Source organism: Cognatiyoonia sp. IB215446 (assembly GCF_033963825.1).
Classification (GTDB): Bacteria; Pseudomonadota; Alphaproteobacteria; order Rhodobacterales; family Rhodobacteraceae; genus Yoonia.
In genome coordinates, this window is record NZ_JAXBMD010000004.1 from 125,838 (window position 1) to 142,652 (window position 16,815).

The 16,815-nt window shown below is 59.7% G+C and carries 19 protein-coding genes; 13 read left to right on the forward strand and 6 right to left on the reverse strand.

Features of this window, described 5'->3' with window-relative positions; translation table 11 throughout:
- Window positions 1-111: 111 nt before the first annotated feature.
- Both SLH49_RS16465 and SLH49_RS16470 read left to right on the forward strand, forming a co-directional pair.
- A complete protein-coding gene (locus SLH49_RS16465; RefSeq protein WP_320270249.1) occupies window positions 112-894 on the forward strand; it encodes an SDR family NAD(P)-dependent oxidoreductase in 783 nt (260 codons plus the stop codon).
- A gap of 7 nt (window positions 895-901) precedes the next feature.
- The gene (locus SLH49_RS16470) at window positions 902-1,525 is read left to right on the forward strand and encodes a TetR/AcrR family transcriptional regulator (RefSeq protein WP_320270250.1); all 624 of its coding nucleotides are present in this window, start codon (window positions 902-904) and stop codon (window positions 1,523-1,525) included.
- A gap of 25 nt (window positions 1,526-1,550) precedes the next feature.
- On the opposite strand, the gene SLH49_RS16475 is transcribed toward SLH49_RS16470, so the two are convergent.
- From SLH49_RS16475 to ccmI, 3 genes are read right to left on the reverse strand one after another with little or no spacing between them, the layout of a single operon-like run.
- On the reverse strand, window positions 1,551-1,793 hold the full coding sequence (locus SLH49_RS16475) for a DUF1289 domain-containing protein (RefSeq protein ID WP_320270251.1): 243 nt from the start codon (window positions 1,791-1,793) through the stop codon (window positions 1,551-1,553).
- Window positions 1,790-2,266, reverse strand: coding sequence for a Holliday junction resolvase RuvX (gene ruvX, locus SLH49_RS16480; protein WP_320270252.1), 477 nt, complete (start codon window positions 2,264-2,266; stop codon window positions 1,790-1,792). Before ruvX ends, SLH49_RS16475 begins: the two co-directional genes overlap by 4 nt.
- Window positions 2,263-3,462 (reverse strand): c-type cytochrome biogenesis protein CcmI, encoded by a 1,200-nt coding sequence (ccmI, locus tag SLH49_RS16485; RefSeq protein WP_320270253.1) that lies wholly within the window; start codon window positions 3,460-3,462, stop codon window positions 2,263-2,265. The genes ruvX and ccmI overlap by 4 nt, the downstream gene beginning before the upstream one ends.
- A gap of 202 nt (window positions 3,463-3,664) precedes the next feature.
- Between ccmI and SLH49_RS16490 the strand changes: the two genes are divergently transcribed.
- On the forward strand, window positions 3,665-4,909 hold the full coding sequence (locus SLH49_RS16490; protein WP_320270254.1) for a sarcosine oxidase subunit beta family protein: 1,245 nt from the start codon (window positions 3,665-3,667) through the stop codon (window positions 4,907-4,909).
- 29 nt (window positions 4,910-4,938) lie between these two features.
- Here the strand turns inward: SLH49_RS16490 and SLH49_RS16495 are convergent, their stop codons facing one another.
- Window positions 4,939-5,094 (reverse strand): hypothetical protein, encoded by a 156-nt coding sequence (locus SLH49_RS16495; protein ID WP_320270255.1) that lies wholly within the window; start codon window positions 5,092-5,094, stop codon window positions 4,939-4,941.
- A 182-nt stretch (window positions 5,095-5,276) separates the two neighbouring features.
- Between SLH49_RS16495 and SLH49_RS16500 the strand changes: the two genes are divergently transcribed.
- The 5 genes from SLH49_RS16500 to SLH49_RS16520 all read left to right on the forward strand — a co-directional run bounded on the left by SLH49_RS16500 (window position 5,277) and on the right by SLH49_RS16520 (window position 10,356).
- A complete protein-coding gene (locus SLH49_RS16500; RefSeq protein WP_320238937.1) occupies window positions 5,277-5,492 on the forward strand; it encodes a hypothetical protein in 216 nt (71 codons plus the stop codon).
- Between the two features lie 117 nt (window positions 5,493-5,609).
- Window positions 5,610-5,939: a sarcosine oxidase subunit delta gene (locus SLH49_RS16505; protein ID WP_320270256.1), complete on the forward strand. Its 330-nt coding sequence runs from the start codon at window positions 5,610-5,612 to the stop codon at window positions 5,937-5,939.
- A complete protein-coding gene (locus SLH49_RS16510) occupies window positions 5,936-8,947 on the forward strand; it encodes a sarcosine oxidase subunit alpha family protein (RefSeq protein WP_320270257.1) in 3,012 nt (1,003 codons plus the stop codon). The genes SLH49_RS16505 and SLH49_RS16510 overlap by 4 nt, the downstream gene beginning before the upstream one ends.
- Window positions 8,940-9,503, forward strand: a complete 564-nt coding sequence (locus SLH49_RS16515; protein WP_320270258.1) for a sarcosine oxidase subunit gamma — start codon at window positions 8,940-8,942, stop codon at window positions 9,501-9,503. Before SLH49_RS16510 ends, SLH49_RS16515 begins: the two co-directional genes overlap by 8 nt.
- A 64-nt stretch (window positions 9,504-9,567) precedes the next feature.
- Window positions 9,568-10,356, forward strand: a complete 789-nt coding sequence (locus SLH49_RS16520; protein ID WP_320270259.1) for a polyhydroxybutyrate depolymerase — start codon at window positions 9,568-9,570, stop codon at window positions 10,354-10,356.
- A gap of 7 nt (window positions 10,357-10,363) precedes the next feature.
- Here SLH49_RS16520 and SLH49_RS16525 read toward each other — a convergent pair whose 3' ends face one another.
- Window positions 10,364-10,741, reverse strand: a complete 378-nt coding sequence (locus tag SLH49_RS16525) for a nuclear transport factor 2 family protein (protein WP_320270260.1) — start codon at window positions 10,739-10,741, stop codon at window positions 10,364-10,366.
- A gap of 87 nt (window positions 10,742-10,828) precedes the next feature.
- Here SLH49_RS16525 and SLH49_RS16530 point away from each other — a divergent pair, with 87 nt between their 5' ends.
- A complete protein-coding gene (locus SLH49_RS16530) occupies window positions 10,829-11,428 on the forward strand; it encodes a superoxide dismutase (RefSeq protein WP_320270261.1) in 600 nt (199 codons plus the stop codon).
- 72 nt (window positions 11,429-11,500) lie between these two features.
- Window positions 11,501-12,472, forward strand: coding sequence for a threonine/serine dehydratase (locus SLH49_RS16535; protein ID WP_320270262.1), 972 nt, complete (start codon window positions 11,501-11,503; stop codon window positions 12,470-12,472).
- Here the strand turns inward: SLH49_RS16535 and SLH49_RS16540 are convergent.
- Window positions 12,467-13,021 carry a TIGR00730 family Rossman fold protein gene (locus SLH49_RS16540; protein ID WP_320270263.1) on the reverse strand — a complete coding sequence of 185 codons (555 nt, stop codon included), beginning with the start codon at window positions 13,019-13,021 and terminating at the stop codon, window positions 12,467-12,469. The two genes, SLH49_RS16535 and SLH49_RS16540, sit on opposite strands and share 6 nt — an antisense overlap.
- Before the next feature lie 109 nt (window positions 13,022-13,130).
- On the opposite strand from SLH49_RS16540, the gene SLH49_RS16545 reads away from it, so the two are divergent.
- The 3 genes from SLH49_RS16545 to SLH49_RS16555 all read left to right on the forward strand — a co-directional run bounded on the left by SLH49_RS16545 (window position 13,131) and on the right by SLH49_RS16555 (window position 16,793).
- Window positions 13,131-14,300 (forward strand): LysM peptidoglycan-binding domain-containing protein, encoded by a 1,170-nt coding sequence (locus tag SLH49_RS16545; protein WP_320270264.1) that lies wholly within the window; start codon window positions 13,131-13,133, stop codon window positions 14,298-14,300.
- A gap of 66 nt (window positions 14,301-14,366) precedes the next feature.
- Window positions 14,367-16,190, forward strand: coding sequence for an ABC transporter ATP-binding protein/permease (locus SLH49_RS16550; protein WP_320270265.1), 1,824 nt, complete (start codon window positions 14,367-14,369; stop codon window positions 16,188-16,190).
- A 3-nt stretch (window positions 16,191-16,193) separates the two neighbouring features.
- Window positions 16,194-16,793 (forward strand): exopolysaccharide biosynthesis protein, encoded by a 600-nt coding sequence (locus SLH49_RS16555; protein WP_320270266.1) that lies wholly within the window; start codon window positions 16,194-16,196, stop codon window positions 16,791-16,793.
- The last annotated feature ends 22 nt before the right edge of the window (window positions 16,794-16,815 follow it).

Below are 16,815 nucleotides of genomic sequence, written 5' to 3' on the forward strand. Positions count from 1 at the left end.
CCGTGATCGAGACATAGACTGATTTGGACATAAAGCGCTCCATTCTAGTTGACACTGTCAACTTCATTTGGTTTATCTGTAGACGGCGTCAACCTCTTGGAGTTCAGATCTGTGTCAGATGCAGAATTTGTAAAGAAGTACGGCCCCTGGGCGCTCGTCACAGGCGCGTCTGGCGGCATTGGACAGGAGATAGCGGTCGATCTGGCCGAGAAGGGCCTGAACCTGATCCTGGTCGCGCGCAGCGCAGAAAAACTTCAATCTCTGGCGAAGTCGTTGACCGAGAAACATGGGATTGACGTGCAGGCCATTGCCGCTGATCTGGGCGTGGAAGAGGATGTTCTACGCCTCATCGCTGCGCTGTCTGAGACCGAGGTCGGTCTTTACGTGGCAAATGCGGGCTTTGGGTCAGTTGGCGCATTTGCGGACAGTAAGATCGATAACGAACTTAATATGATTGACGTCAATTGCCGCGCGCTGACACAGCTTGCCTATCCGCTGGTAAGGTCCATGCGGGTGCGGGGCAACGGTGGCATGATTTTCCTCAGCTCTATCGTGGCCTTCCAGGGCGTGGCGCAATCGGCAAATTACGCCGCGACCAAAGCCTATGTTCAGAGCTTTGCCGAAGGTTTGCAGGTCGAACTCGCCCCAAGCGGCATTAATGTTCTTTCCGCGGCACCTGGGCCGGTTGGCACCGGATTTGCTGGCCGTGCGGGCATGAATATGGGCAGTGCTGCAAGGCCGGATACCGTTGCCAAAGCAACAATTGCTGCGCTGGGGCGCGCGCGCACAACGCGGCCCGGCTTTCAAGCGAAGCTCTTGGGTTATGGCCTAGGCATCTTGCCCCGCCGCGTGCGAACCTTGATACTGACGAACGTGATGAAGGGGATGACGTAACACCGCGATGGCAAAGCAGAAGCCAGACAATCTGAAAGAGGCGCTGGTGGATGAGGCCTTTTCGGTTATCGAGGAAAAAGGGGTTGAGCAGCTAAGCTTTCGCGAGATATCGCGCAGGCTGGGCGTGTCACATCAGGCCCCTTACAAGCATTTTGCGTCGCGTGATCATATTCTGGCAGCTGTCATTGGGCGTTGCTTTGATGCCTTTGCCAGCCATCTGAATAATCGCCCGAAAGCCGATTCATCGGTGGATGATCTGCGCAATATGGGCCTTGCCTATATGGGCTTTGCCGAGCAGCACCCGCTGATGTACCGCTTGATGTTCAACACGGCCTTGCCGCCGGTTCACGATCATCCGGAGATGCTGGCCAAGTCGCAGCACGCTTTCGCTTTGCTGCGCGACCGGTTGGCGACGATGGAACTGCGTGATCCGGCCACAGACGTACCCGATCCGGCGCGCCATGATGCGGTCTTCATCTGGGCGGCTTTGCATGGTCTGGCCAGTCTGATGCAATCCGACGCTATCGCAACGCTTGGCCTGTCTGATCGGGAGCGTGATATCGCGCGGCAGCGCATGTTCCAGCGGTTGAGCCTTGCGATGCATGATCAAGACGTTGACCGTGTCGAGTGACCGCGCAGGGACGACGTGCGTTTCTTTACTTGAGCCGCGCGGCCCGGCCACCACGGCGCTTTGTGATCTGACCTGCGCGCGAGGGCAAATCAGCCATCACTTCTTGCCGGGCTTCGGGCGTCATTTGCGACCACGCGCCGATCTCGTCAATTGAGCGCAGGCAACCGGTACAAAGCCTGCTTTTCGGCTCAATCACGCAGATTTTCACGCAGGGGCTTTCGATCTCGGCGCGGGCCCAGATGTGGTCGGTGTTTTCTGGCTTGCTCACGCCTCGTTCCTTAGATGGAGTAGTCGGTCCAATAGTCCCTGCAAGATATAGCCTGCCGCGACGTGATCAATAACCTCTGCGCGACGTTTTCGCGACGTATCCGCCGCTAATAGAGCACGTTCGGCGGCCACAGTCGAAAGTCGCTCATCCCAGAAGGTGATCGGCAGTGGCGTCAGCCGCTCCAGGTTGCGGGCGAAGGCGCGGGTGGCCTGACAGCGCGGCCCTTCGGAGCCGTCCATGTTGATAGGCAGGCCGAGTACAAAGCCGGTGACTAACCGATTGCCTGAAATCTCCAAAAGCTTCGCGGCATCCACCCCGAATTTCTTGCGGCGGATCGTATCAACCGGAGTTGCGACTGACCGCATGACATCAGAGATCGCCAGACCAATTGTCGCCGTGCCGAGGTCCAGCCCCATGATCGCGCCGGTGTCAGGCAGGGCATCGCGAAAGGCTTGGGGTGTGTCGAGGATCATTCGTCGAGTACGCCTGCATCACGGGCCGCATTGGTCAGGATTTCCATGCCGCGCATGGAACTGACAAAGACCTGCTGTGCTTCCTCCCAGACAGCGCGAGCAGCCTCTGTCTCACCGATTGAGCCATAGGAACGGATAAGGCGCGCCCAATCCTGGGCAGGACCGCCTTGGGTGGCCAACCGATTTGCAAGACCCGAGACCATATTGCCAATCATCGCTTGCTGTTCTTCGGGGGGAAGCTGCGATGCAGCTTCCATCTGCGCGAACGTCGGTCCGCGTGTCTCGGGCAACGCGTATTCCACGCCGGCGCGGAAAGCTGCGTCGCTGATCTGCGCGCGGGCGCTGGCGATGTGGAAATTATTCGGATCGCCCGTTTCAACCAGATCGCGCCAGAGCCGCAGCGCCAGATCGGGGCGGTCAGTTTGATTGTAGAGCGCGCCCAGATAATAGAGCGCGGCGATATTCGCTCTGTCTTCGTCGAGGATCGTGTTGATCACATCCTCGGCTTCGGGCGAGACGAAGCCACCCGCCGCCACGACCATCAGATCAAGCAGGCGCTGGCGGTCGATCATTTCGACCGCGTCGCCCTTGATCGCGATCACCTGGGCCTGCGCCTTCGCGGCACCTGCGTAATTGCGCAGTTCGACCTCATGACTGGCTAGCAATGACCAGGCCTCCAGATCATCGGGCCGGGTTGGGGCGATGACGCGCAATTGGGTGATGGCTTCGCGGTATTCATCGGGCACTTCAACAGGCGGTGGCGCGGGTGCGGCGGCCTCTAACGCGGCCTGGCCGGGGCGGTTGGCGCGCATTTCCTCGCTCGCGGCCAGCCGGGCCTGCAGTGGCATATCCGGATAGCCGGGCGCACCTATGGCCCAGTAGACATAAACGCTAATGCCAAGAATACCTGCACCGATCAAAGCAGGGGCAAGCAAGCTGCCTTTGCCCGCCTTGTTTGGTGTCGTCTTGGCGCGATTTGCGGCGAGCAGACGGCGGGCGACTTCGGTCCTTGCACGCTCGGCCTCATCGGGGGCGAGCAGGTCGCGGGCAAGGTCGCGCTCAATCTCATCCAGTTGCGCGCGATAGACGGCAATGTCGGGGTTCTCCTCGGCGACGCGGCCACCGCGCACCAGCGGTCCCGCAATGATGGCGGCGACAACCAAGGTCATCACAATACAGACAAGCCAGAAAATCATCTTTCCCCGTGAATTTGATCTTTGTTGCACATAACGGTCGCGATGCATGCTGAAAAGGGCCTGCGACATGGCATCCATTCACGGTGTCGCGCGCATGTCGTAAAACGCAAATCAGACGCCGCTGGCAGTTGCTAAGGCGTGGCGCGTTCGGTCCAGATAGATGGGCAGGCGCTGGTGCGTGCCATAAGGGGATTTGGGATCGATGAAACGCTATTCCGCTTTTGCCATCGCGCGCGAGGCCATGCGCCAGCACAAGGGCTGGGACCGCGCCTGGGCCAAGCGTGAGCCCAAGCAGAAATACGATGTGATCATCATCGGGGCAGGCGGGCACGGTCTGGCCACGGCCTATTACCTTGGCAAGAATTTCGGGATCACGAATGTGGCGATCCTGGAAAAGGGCTGGCTGGGGGGCGGGAATACCGGACGGAACACCACGATCATCCGCTCCAACTACCTGCAAGACCCGTCAGCGGCGATCTATGAGAAGTCCCGCAGTCTTTACGAGACGATGAGCCAGGACCTGAACTACAACGTCATGTTCAGCCCGCGCGGTGTGATCATGCTCGCGCAGACGCAGCACGAAATCCGCGGCTACCAACGCACGGCGCATGCCAATGCGCTGCAAGGTGTTGAGACCGAATGGATCGGGCCGGAGCGGGTGAAAGAGCTGTGCCCGATCATCAATATCGACGGCCCGCGCTATCCGGTGCTGGGCGGGCTGTGGCAGGCGCGCGGCGGCACAGCGCGGCATGATGCTGTCGCCTGGGGCTATGCGCGGGCCTGTTCGGATATGGGCATGGACGTGATCCAGAAATGCGAAGTCACCGGTGTCCGGCAGGAAAATGGCAAAGTCGTAGGGGTCGATACGACGAAAGGTGCGATCGATTGCGACAAGCTCGGCATTGTTGTCGCGGGCCATTCCGGCGTGCTGGCCCAGATGGCGGGTTTCCGGTTGCCCATTGAAAGCGTGGCGCTACAGGCGCTGGTGTCAGAGCCGATCAAACCCTGCATGGATGTGGTTGTGATGGCGAACACGGTGCATGGCTACATGTCGCAATCCGATAAGGGCGAAATGGTGATCGGCGGCGGGGCTGATAGCTACAACAACTACACCCAGCGCGGATCGTTCCACCATATCGAGGAAACGGTGCGCGCGCTGGTCGAGACCTTTCCAATGATCAGCCGCCTGAAGATGTTGCGGCAATGGGGCGGGATCGTGGACATGACCGGCGACCGCTCACCCATCCTGTCGAAAACGCCTGTGGATGGCATCTTCGTCAATTGCGGCTGGGGGACGGGTGGGTTCAAGGCGATCCCCGGTTCTGGCTGGGCCATGGCCGAGCTGATCGCAAAGGGCGCCTCACCACTGACGGATGAGTTCAGCATGTTCCGCTTTCGCGACGGCAAGTTCATCGACGAAAGCGTTGCAGCGGGGGTGGCACATTGATCGCGGAGAAAGGGCACCTCTACGCCCCGTCACTCATCCCTTTTGCGGTCGGGGAAGCGTTCGTGGAAATCCCCGGGGATGATGATTTCGTCATCATCGGGGAGCTCTCCCCGCAGACGGTCGATAATCATAAAGATGATTGCCGTCGTCAGCGCGCCACCAGCTATGATCAAAAGCAGTTCCATGCGTTACCCCTACCAAAACGCGTCGGCGCAACGAACCCGATGATTGACGCCCCGGCAACGCTTGGCCGACGCAATGCGTCAAATCCGGCTGAGCCTTGCTCATATAAGCCGGGGAAAACCGCCGATGTTCCCCTTACATCACAGTCTGCTTTGATGGGATTGTCTCAAAAGGAGGACGCACCATGGATGACTATACCCAATCACGAACCAGCAGCGGCAGCGGCATCGGCTTCCTCGTGGCGGCTGTTATCGTTGTGCTTGTACTACTTTATGCGCTTTTTGCAGGTGGCTCGGTCGACCCGAATACAGACCCCGCAGCGGCCGGGGCCGCAGACGGCACGGCACCTGTTCTTGAAGAAACGGCGCCCGCAGCACCCGCTGTGCCTGTTACCGAATAACGCCACTCACCCGAACACCGCCAAAGGCGGGCGCTTTGACGCGTCCGCCTTTTTTGCGCGCGCTGGCCGGGTGATGGTGCGTTGCATCCGCCAAAAATCAGTGAGTGAGGGTGTCCAATGTTGATCCTGCGCTGCCCCTATTGCGGCATGGATGTGGATGAAACCGATCTGCAGCCAGGTGGTGAGGCCCATCTGAAACGGGAAGGGCCGGGATCCTCGGACGAGGATTTTGAGGATTATCTGTTCCTGCGCGCCAACCCCAAGGGTGTGCATATCGAACGCTGGCGGCATGCCCATGGCTGCGGCAAGTGGTTTCATGCGGTCCGCTGCACGAATACGCTTGAGGTTTTCGGCACCTATCCCGCCCAGACGCTGGAGCCCCCGCAAGAGATCAAGGACAAGATTGCCGGTAAACGCCCCGGCTGGTCATGGGGGGGCTTCAAATGAGTACACGTCTTGCCGATCACGGCCGCCTCATCAACAAGGCCAAACCGGTCTCTTTCACCTTCAACGGAAAGCACTTGCGCGGTTTTGAAGGGGACACGCTCGCCTCGGCCCTTTTGGCGAATGATCAGATGCTGGTGGGCCGGTCCTTCAAGTACCATCGCCCGCGTGGTGTTGTGGCCGCCGGTGCGGAAGAGCCCAACGGGCTTGTGAATCTGGGCAAAGGCGGGCGCTTTGAGCCCAATCAGCGGGTGACGACAACGGAGTTGTTCGAGGGGCTGACGGCCACATCGCAAAACCACTGGCCAAGCCTCGAATTTGATGTGGGTGCGATCAACAGCAAGCTCTCTCGCTTTCTGCCTGCGGGCTTTTACTACAAGATGTTCATGTTCCCGCGCCCATTTTGGAAACATGTCTATGAGCCGTTCATTCGTAAGTCTGCGGGCCTTGGGAAAGCACCCAAGGATCGTGACGTGGATACTTACGAGCATTTCCACGCGCATGTTGATGTGCTGATCATCGGCGGCGGTATCGCCGGATTGGCGGCGGCTCTAGCAGCCGGAGAGCGCGGCGCACGCGTGCTGCTGATGGAACAGGGTGCCGATTGGGGCGGACGGGCGCTTGTAGATAGCCCGGAAATCGATGGCCAGCCTGCAGAGGAGTGGATCAAGAAAGCCGTTCAAGTGATTGAAAAGATGCCACATGTTGATATGCGCCTGCGCTGCATGGGAGCCGGTATCTACGACCATGGCTATGCGCTCGCCTATGAGCGGCTAACCGATCACGTGCCAGAGGATGAGGGACCACGCCACCGGCTCTGGCGTATCCGCGCCAAGCAGATTGTCACGGCCACTGGCGCGATTGAGCGGCCGTTGTCCTTTGCCGGCAATGATGTGCCCGGTGTGATGCTGGCCTCTGCCGTGCGCGACTATGTGGTCAATTACGGTGTCTCGGTTGGTGACCGGACGGTCGTCGTCACCAACAATGATGATGCCTATCGCACGGCAATCACGCTCAAAAAGGCCGGGTTGGAAGTCCCCGTGATCGTAGACGCGCGGGCTGAAGTGGCTGGCGATCTGGTTGACGAGGCGCGCGACCTTGGCATTCGGGTCGAGACGGGCAAAGGCATTGCGGCGGTCAAAGGCGGCAAGCGTGTCATCGGAGTTGCGCTCTGCGCCCAGGCCGGTGAAGGCGCTGTGCTGGAAGAGATTGCATGTGAGTGTGTGGCCATGTCAGGCGGGTGGTCGCCGGTGGTGCATCTGTGGTCTCATTGCGGGGGCAAGCTGAACTGGGACGCGGATCAGGCGATGTTCCGGCCGGACGCGGAGTGCCCGCCCACGAGCCACGATGGGCAAGGCTTTGTCGCGACCGCCGGGACGGCCAATGGCCATTTGCTCACTGCCGAAGTGCTGGGCGATGGTTGGGCCGCCGGGCGCGCGGCGGCAAAGGCTGCAGGCCACACCAAGCGGGGTGGTCAGGCACCCGAAGGGCAGGATGCTGGTGAGGGGCCGATGGCTCCGGTCTGGCTGATGCCACAGGGCGCGGCACATGCGCTGCGGTCAAAGGCGTGGCTGGATTTCCAGAACGACGTTAAGGTGTCCGACGTCCAACTGGCCGCGCAAGAGGGGTTTGAAAGCGTCGAACACGCCAAGCGCTACACGACGCTCGGTATGGCGACGGATCAGGGAAAGCTGAGCAACATCAATGGTCTTGCGGTGCTTTCTCAATCTCTCAATGACGAGATTCCGAATGTCGGCACGACGACATTCCGCCCGCCTTACACGCCCATTTCCATGGGCTCTATTGCCGGGGTTGCGCGGGATGATCTGTTCCAACCGATCCGTAAAACACCGATCTCGGACTGGGCCAACGAAAACGGTGCGGACAACGAGCCGGTGGGCCATTGGCGCAGGCCCTATGCCTATCTCCGGCCCGGCGAAAGCGTCGAGGATGCCGTCAATCGCGAGGTCAAGAATGCCCGCGAAAACCTCGGCCTGCTTGATGCCTCGACCCTTGGCAAGCTGATCGTGAAGGGGCCGGATGCGGGCAAGTTCCTCGACATGATGTACACCAACATGATGTCGACGCTGCCCGTGGGCAAATGCCGCTATGGGCTGATGTGTTCGGAAAACGGCTTTCTGATGGATGACGGGGTTGTGGTGCGCATGGCCGAGGATACCTGGCTTTGCCACACCACAACCGGCGGCGCCGACCATATCCACGCGCATATGGAGGACTGGCTGCAATGCGAGTGGTGGGACTGGAAGGTCTATGTCGCCAATGTCACCGAGCAATATGCGCAAATCGCGGTCGTCGGCCCGAAGGCCCGCAAGGTGCTGCGCAAACTGGGCGGCATGGATGTCTCGGCCGAGGCGCTGCCGTTCATGCAGTGGGCGGAAGGGAAGATTGGCAATTTTGATGCCTGCGTCTTCCGCATTTCATTCTCGGGCGAACTCTCTTACGAAATCGCCGTGCCTGCGGGGCAGGGCCGCGCCTTCTGGGATGCGCTGATCGAAGCGGGTGAAGAGTTCGGTGTGATGCCCTACGGGACCGAGGCTTTGCATATCATGCGCGCCGAGAAAGGCTTTATCATGATCGGGGATGAGACCGATGGCACCGTGATCCCGCAGGACTTGAACCTGCATTGGGCGCTGTCGAAGAAGAAAGAGGATTATCTGGGCAAACGCGCCCATGCGCGCAGCCACATGGCGAGCGCAGACCGCTGGAAACTCGTTGGGCTGGAGACAGAGGATGGCTCTGTTTTGCCGGACGGGGCCTATGCGCTCGCGACCGGCACGAATGAAAACGGTCAGCGGAATACGCAAGGCCGCGTGACGTCGACCTACTACTCACCAACGCTGGAGAAGGGCATCGCCATGGGGCTGATCCACAAAGGGCCTGACCGCATGGGTGAGGTGATCGAGTTCAACAAGGTCGACGGTACGACCGCCCGCGCCAAGATCGTTGATCCCGTCTTCTATGACAAGGAGGGGGATAAGCAGAATGTCTAACGCTGTCAGCGCATTACAGGGCAAGGTTGCGGCTGGTGAGGTGACGATCCGCGAAGCGGGCCTGCGCGGCATGATCACCCTGCGCGGCGACCTGAGCGACCGTAAGTTGAAGGCGATCTGCACCAAACTAACCGGCGTTAATTTTCCGGCGCAAGGACAGGCAAAGAGCGAGGGTGAAAAGGGCCTTTGCTGGATGTCTCCCGACGAGATGTTGATGCTACTGCCTTACGCCGAGGTTCCTGAGGCGCTCACGCAGATCAACAATGCTATGGCCGGTACACATTACCTGGCCGAAAACGTCTCGGACGCCCGTGCGATGTTCTTTGTCGAAGGGGAGTTCTGCCGTGAAGTCATCGCCAAACTCGCGCCCGTCGACCTGCATCCTGACACGTTCAAACCGGGCGATTTCCGCCGTACCCGCCTGGGCCAGATCGCTGCAGCCTTCTGGATGCGGGATGAAGACACGTTTGAGGTGATCTGTTTCCGCTCCGTCGCCGCTTATGCGTTTGACCTTTTGGCTGCATCGGCCAAGGCGGGACGCGTAGGTCATTTTTGAGGGCGCGCAGCTGCTGAGGCAAATGTCACTTCCGGACGCCTGCGCAATGCGCTAGCGCTGCAGCATGATACGTCTTCTTGTTTGTTGCGCAGCCGCTTTCCTTGCATTGACCTCTACCGCTGCAGCCTGCGAAGGGCAGGTCGCCTGTCCCTTAGGTGATCGCTCATACCATCTGCGAGTGCCGGATAACTGGGACGGTCAAAGCGCGTTGCCGGTCCTTTTGCATTTTCACGGATGGGCGCGGCAGGGCGATCTGATCGTTCGGCATGACCGGATTGCGACCAAGATTGTGGCGGACGAAGTGTTGCTGCTCGCACCAAACGGGTTGAACAAGACCTGGTCCTTTCAGAGGGCCGCTTCGCCAGATACGGCCTTTGCCCGTGCGGTTATCGAGGATGCAGCCAGCCGCTACTCCATTGATCGGGAGAGGATTTTCGTGTCGGGGTACTCTTGGGGTGCCCGGATGGCATGGCGGTTTGTTTGTGAAGATGGCGACGGGATCGCCGCATTGCTCGCGGTCGCGGGAACGTTGCCGCAGGACATCAGCTGCGCGACGCAGCCTGCCCAAGTGCGCCAGGTTTTTGGCCTCGATGATCAGGTCCTCCCATTCCCCTTCGGCCCCGGCGGCGATCAGACATACCCCGTGGCGCTCTGGCGCGAGGCGTTTGCGTGTGGGACAGGCCGGGATGACGGGCCATGGGCCGCGCGATCCTTCCTGACGTTTCAGCGCACGTCCTGGGATTGCCCGGGTGGCGCTGTCGTGCTCGACGTGCATCCCGGTGGCCACTTCATCCCGCATGACTGGATTCCGTTGCAGATCGCCGAGATTCTGGCCGCGGAACAAGGCGACTGAAGCGCGCCTAGGCTGACACCGTCACCCACTGCGCCCGCCATTCTGGGGCCGGGAAGTCATCGGGCCAGTATTCGCGTTGATGCGTAATCAACCCGTCCGCGACCGTATGGAACGTGATGGCACGCGCCCTCATCTGTCCATCGGTGATCGCAACATCCGTCACGACCTGATCGCCCTCGGCGAGAACAGATTGCACGTCAAAGCGCCACAAACCCGCTGCCGGGTAGGCCGTGTTGACGGCAGCAAAGTTGTCGCGCCCCGTAATGAGTTCGCGCGATTGTGGCCAGTAGCCCTGAAAATCAGGCGAGAGCCATTTGCTGGCCGCCACGAAATCATTCGTTGCCATGGCGTTCCAGAATGCGGTGACCACGTCCTTTGGTGTCATGTCTGTAGCTCCTTGCTGGGCTTGACGTTGGGTCCCATTGTGACATGTATCGTCGCATCCGGCCCTTAACTTAGAAAGATACCCGAGATGGCTTTTGAACTCCCCGACCTTCCGTATGCTCACGATGCGCTTGCTGACAAGGGCATGTCCAAGGAAACGCTCGAATACCACCATGATCTGCACCACAATGCCTATGTCACGAACGGCAACAAGGCGATTGAGGGTACCGAATGGGCGGATAAGTCGATGGAAGAGATCATCGTCGGCACCTACGATAAGACCGCCGTTGCGCAGAACGGGATTTTCAACAATATCAGCCAGTTGTGGAACCATAACCAGTTTTGGGAAATGATGGGCCCCGGTGACAGTGCGATGCCCGGTGAGCTGGAAAAGGCGATTACGGAGAGCTTTGGCTCGGTTGATGAATTCAAATCGCAGTTCAGCGCTGCAGGGGCTGGGCAGTTCGGCTCTGGCTGGTGCTGGCTGGTCAAGAATGCCGACGGCTCACTGGCTGTGACCAAGACCGAAAACGGTGTGAACCCGCTTTGCTTTGGGCAGACGGCCTTGCTGGGCTGTGATGTGTGGGAGCATTCTTACTACATCGATTTCCGCAACAAGCGCCCGGCTTACCTGACCAACTTCCTTGATAATCTGGTGAACTGGGAAAATGTAGCCTCCCGGATGTAACCGATCTGACATGGACAATGCCAAAGGCCCGTGGGACACCGTCCTGCGGGCTTTTTGATTTCGGGGGCGGACATGGTTGGACCGGATTTGGATGAGGTCGCCGAAGCGGCGGAGCTTTTGGCGGATGCGATCATCGAAACGCCAATCCTGCCCCTGAAATCCGCGCGCTGGGACACGGTGTTGCCGGATTGCGCATCAGTGACGCTGAAGCTGGAACTGTTCCAGCAGACCGGGTCGTTCAAGGCGCGGGGTGCGCTTTTCGGGCTGCGCGGTTTGACCGATGATCAACGCCGCGTTGGTGTCGTGGCGGCGAGCGGTGGGAACCATGCGCTGGCCGTGTCATGGGCTGCAAAGATGGCAGGGGTGAATGCGCTGATCACCATGCCAGAGGCGGTTGATCCCGCGCGGATTGCAGGTTGCAAGGCATTAGGGGCGGAGATTTCGCTGCATGGAGATATGGCGGCAGCCTTTGCTGCAATGTATGCCGCCGCTGATGCTGGACGGACGATCATGCACCCCTATGAGGCGGTGCATATGATCCTGGGGGCAGCGACTTGCGGGCGCGAATATGCGCTGCAGGCGCCAGAGATCGATACGTTTGTCATTCCCGTCGGTGGCGGCGGGTTCAGCGGTGGCATGGCCGCAGCGATCAAACAGATGCGCCCTGAGACGCACGTGATTGGCGTTGAGCCCATGGGCGCCGATACGCTATGGCGCAGTCTTGCGGCAGGCAGCCCGCAATCCATGCCAGAAGTGAAAACGATTGCCGACAGCCTCGGCGCGCCCTTCGCTTTGCCGGAAAGCTTTGCGGTGGCACAGGCCTATGTTGATGAGGTCGTACGCATCGAAGACCACGACATGCTGCGGGCCATGGTCCAGTATCAGGAGATCCTGCGGATCACGGCGGAGCCTGCTTGTGCGGCGTCGCTTGCTGCGTTGACGGGGCCACTGTCTGACCGTGTCGCCGGGCGGCACGTTGGGTTGATCGCTTGTGGCTCAAACATCTCGCTCACACGTTATGCGGAACTGATGCAGGCGCTATAGGGCGCGCTTGAGCATGGCTTCCAAGCCCGCCATATCTTCAGCGACGGAGGTGAATTCCAGAATGTTGTTGTCAGCAAATCCGTGATCGACGACATGTTGCAGAAGGTCACAAAGCGGGTCCCAGAACCCATCGACATTCAAAAGGATGATGGGCTTTGCATGCAGTCCAAGCTGGCGCCAGGTGAGTGCCTCGAAGTACTCATCGAGTGATCCCGCCCCGCCCGGCAACACCACCACCGCGTCGGCGTTCATGAACATGACCTTCTTTCGCTCATGCATGGTCTCGGTCACGACAAAACTGTCCAGATCGCGCTTGCCCACTTCCCAATCCATCAGATGGGCGGGGATCACACCGAATGTGGCTCCTCCTGCCGCCTGCACGGCGTTGGCGACCTGACCCATCAGCCCCACATCGCCCGCACCATAAACAAGCCGCCAGCCATTGCTGGCCAGCATGTTGCCCACGGCCACAGCCGCCTCGCCATAGACAGGATCATCGCCATTGCGCGAGCCGCAATAGACACAGACCGATTTTTCGAAGGTTGACATCACATCGGCCTCACGCAGCTTCGCTTTGACCGGTCATAGCGGTGTTGGTAGGGTGTCTCAACATTATCCGTGCGTGCGGTGAGCAAAACCGCCGAAGAAGGGGTGGCACGTGGCAGAGGAAAAGACATCGCGGGTTGTGCCGCTTGTGCTGGGTGGGGCGGCGGCCATCGTTATTGGGGCAGGGGCGATCATGCTGTTGCCTGCGCCGGAGCCTGTGTCTGAAGTCGCTGAGGCCGCGCCTGCATTTCCTGAACCGGCGCCCGTTGTTGCCGAGGAAATCGCATCGGTTGCACCGGTTGTTGCTGAAGAGCCAGCCGCACCCGCCCCGCCGCCCGGCCCGTCTTTTGATACGTTCCGCGTTGAGGCTGACGGCTCCATGGTCATCGCTGGGCGCGCCGAACCGGGGCAGGTCGTGGATATCATGCTGGCCGGTGAGGTGATTGACCGTGTGACGGCGGATGCAACGGGCAGCTTTGTGGCCTTGCCCTCTGCCGGACCAGCGGAAGAGCCGCGTCGCTTGACGCTGTTGGCCGATCCCGATGGTGCCAAACTTGGCTCTGAAACCAGCTTTATCGTCGCCCCGATTGCGCCGCCTGTCGTCGCATCCGTGATTGCGGAACCTGAGATTACCGAAGAGGCCGAAACGGAGACGGTGGCTGCTGCAGATGTTTTGCCGACACCTGAGCAAGATACCACGCCGGAAGCCGAGCGCGAAAGCGCGACCCTCGCACCGCCAACTGTACTCGAAGCGGACGAAGAGGGTGTCCGCGTTGTACAATCCGCTTCCGCACCAACCACGCCGAACGTGGCGCTTGATGCGATCACCTATGATCCAGACGGCGAGGTGCAGTTGGCCGGACGCGCTACTGGTGATGGCGCGGTGCAAGTCTATATTAACAATCAGCCCATCACCGCAGCGCCCGTGTTTGAAGGCGGGGATTGGCGGATCGACCTGCCGGCAATTGACACGGGCGTCTACACCTTACGCATCGACGAGGTCGACAGCGCCGGAGAGGTCGTTTCCCGGATAGAAACCCCGTTTCGCCGCGAAGAGGCAGCGGATGTTGCCGCGGTTCTGGCCGAAGAGACCGATCAGGAAGGCTTTGAAGTTGCGGTCAGAACCGTGCAGCCCGGCGCCACGCTTTGGGCGATTGCCGAAGAGAACCTCGGTAGCGGGATTTTGTATGTTGAGGTGTTTGAGGCCAATGCCGACCTGATCCGCGACCCGGACCTGATTTACCCCGGTCAGATTTTTCGCATTCCCGACATCACGCAATAGCGCACCACCACTGGTGTTCCACCACAGCCCGGCTTAGGTAAAGGTCTTGCCAAGGCGGAGCAAGTAATGCGTGGTCTGACGAAAACCGATGCCAATCTGAACGATGCCCAGGTCCAGGGCTGGGCCGTGATCCGTCGCGTTGTCCCTTATCTCTGGCCGGATGGGCAGGCATGGGTCAAACGCCGGGTGGTGATGGCGCTTGCGGTCCTGCTCTTGTCAAAGGTGATCGCGGTGGGCACGCCGATCCTTTACAAACAGGCAGTTGATGCGTTGGCGCCAGAGGGAGCGGACGCCGCGACCGTGTTAGGGTTGGGCGCCGTTGGCCTGACGCTGGCTTACGGTTTGGCGCGTCTGATGACCGTCGGGTTTCAGCAATTACGCGACGTGGTCTTTACGCGTGTTGGACAACGCGCTTTGCGGCAATTGGCGCTTGAGACCTTTACCCATATTCACCGCCTGTCGATGCGCTATCACATCACCCGCAAAACCGGCGGGCTCAGCCGGATTATCGAACGAGGTGTGAAAGGTGTCGATTTCCTGTTGCGCTTCCTCTTGTTTTCGATGGGGCCACTGGTTCTTGAGCTTCTGATGATCTCGGTCGTTCTGTTTTTTCTTTTTGATGTCTGGTACTTGGCGGTCGTCGCTTTGACAATCGCGCTTTATGTCTGGTTTACGTTCAAGGTCACGGAATGGCGGGTGCGTATCCGTAAGGAAATGAATGACCAGGATACGGATGCCAATCAAAAGGCCATTGACAGCCTCTTGAACTTTGAAACCGTCAAGTACTTTGGGGCCGAACGATGGGAGGCGGACCGGTACGACACCGCAATGGCGAATTACGAAAACGCCGCCATCCGCACGAACTACTCGCTGGCCTTTTTGAATTTCGGCCAGTCAGTGCTCATCACGGGTGGTCTCGTTGCGGTTATGGTCATGGCCGCAATGGGCGTACAGCGCGGCGATCTGACAGTGGGCGATTTCGTGATGGTCAACGCCTACATGATCCAGATTACGATGCCGTTGAACTTTCTTGGCACGGTCTATCGCGAAATCCGGCAGGCGCTGATCGATATGAGCGACATGTTCGATCTGCTGGGTCAACCTGCCGAGGTGCAGGACAAGCGGGGTGCCAAGGACTTGCAGGTGAATGGCGGACATGTCGAACTGCGTGACGTGGCATTTGGCTATGACGTAGAGCGGCCCATTCTGAAGGGGATCAGCATTGATGTCCCGCGCGGTCAGACGGTAGCCATTGTGGGTTCATCCGGGTCGGGGAAATCCACCATCGGACGGCTTCTGTTTCGGTTCTACGATGTCGGCTCAGGTGCCTTGCTGATTGATGGACAGGACGTGCGTGACGTGACGCAGGCCAGCCTTCATGCGCAGATCGGTGTCGTGCCGCAGGATACAGTCCTCTTTAACGACACCATCTACTACAACATCGCTTATGGGCGTCCGGATGCGACCGAGGACGAGATTATCGCCGCAGCCAAGGCGGCGAAGATCCATGATTTTGTGTCGGGTTTGCCTGAAGGCTATCAGACCACCGTCGGTGAACGCGGGCTCAAGCTATCGGGTGGTGAAAAGCAACGGGTGGGGATCGCGCGGACCCTTCTGAAGAACCCGCCGATCCTCCTCTTGGACGAGGCCACTTCGGCGCTTGATACCGAGACGGAGATGGAGATTCAGGCCGAACTCAAGGCGATGGGCGAGGGGCGGACAGTGATCACCATCGCCCACCGTTTGTCGACCATCGCCGATGCTGACCGCATCATCGTACTGGAAAACGGGCACATCGTCGAAGAGGGTCGCCACGAAGACCTGCTGGCCCGTGAAGGCCGCTACGCGCATCTGTGGAACCGGCAATCCGAGGAAGAACCTGTCGAGTGATCCATGGCGAAGAAAGGGCCCATCACAGATATTCTGGATATCCTTGAAGCCCGCATCGCTACTGGACCTGTCGATGGGCGCGGCCTTTTTGATGCGCTGGACGCTGCGGGGCTCGTGCCCGCGCTCATGCTGCCCGCGCTGCTAATCGTATCACCGTTGAGCGCGATCCCGCTCTTCTCCAGCTTTTGCGGCCTGATCATCGTGTTCATCGCCCTTCAGGGCGCTGCGGGTCGCAAGCATCCCTGGCTCCCGGGTTGGCTGCTTGACCGGCACCTACCGACGCAACGCACGAAGAATGCCGTATCTGTGTTGCGACGGCTGACAAGCTGGCTCGACCGGGTCGCGCATCAAAGGCTGTCGCTACTCGTCGGCGGACCGATGAGCAGGCTGCTTTACCTCATTTGCGCCTGTGCGGCGGCCTGCATCCCGTTTCTGGAACTCTTACCGATGTCGTCGTCGACCATCGGGGCAGGTGTCACGCTGATCTCGGTTGGAATACTAACCCGCGACGGTATCTTCGCGGTGCTTGGCCTGATCTGCTTTGGCCTTGCGTCGCTTATTCCACTGTTTGTCGTCACACAGGTTGCCGCACTTGCGGCGTGAAAATGGTCGCGCAGCAACATGC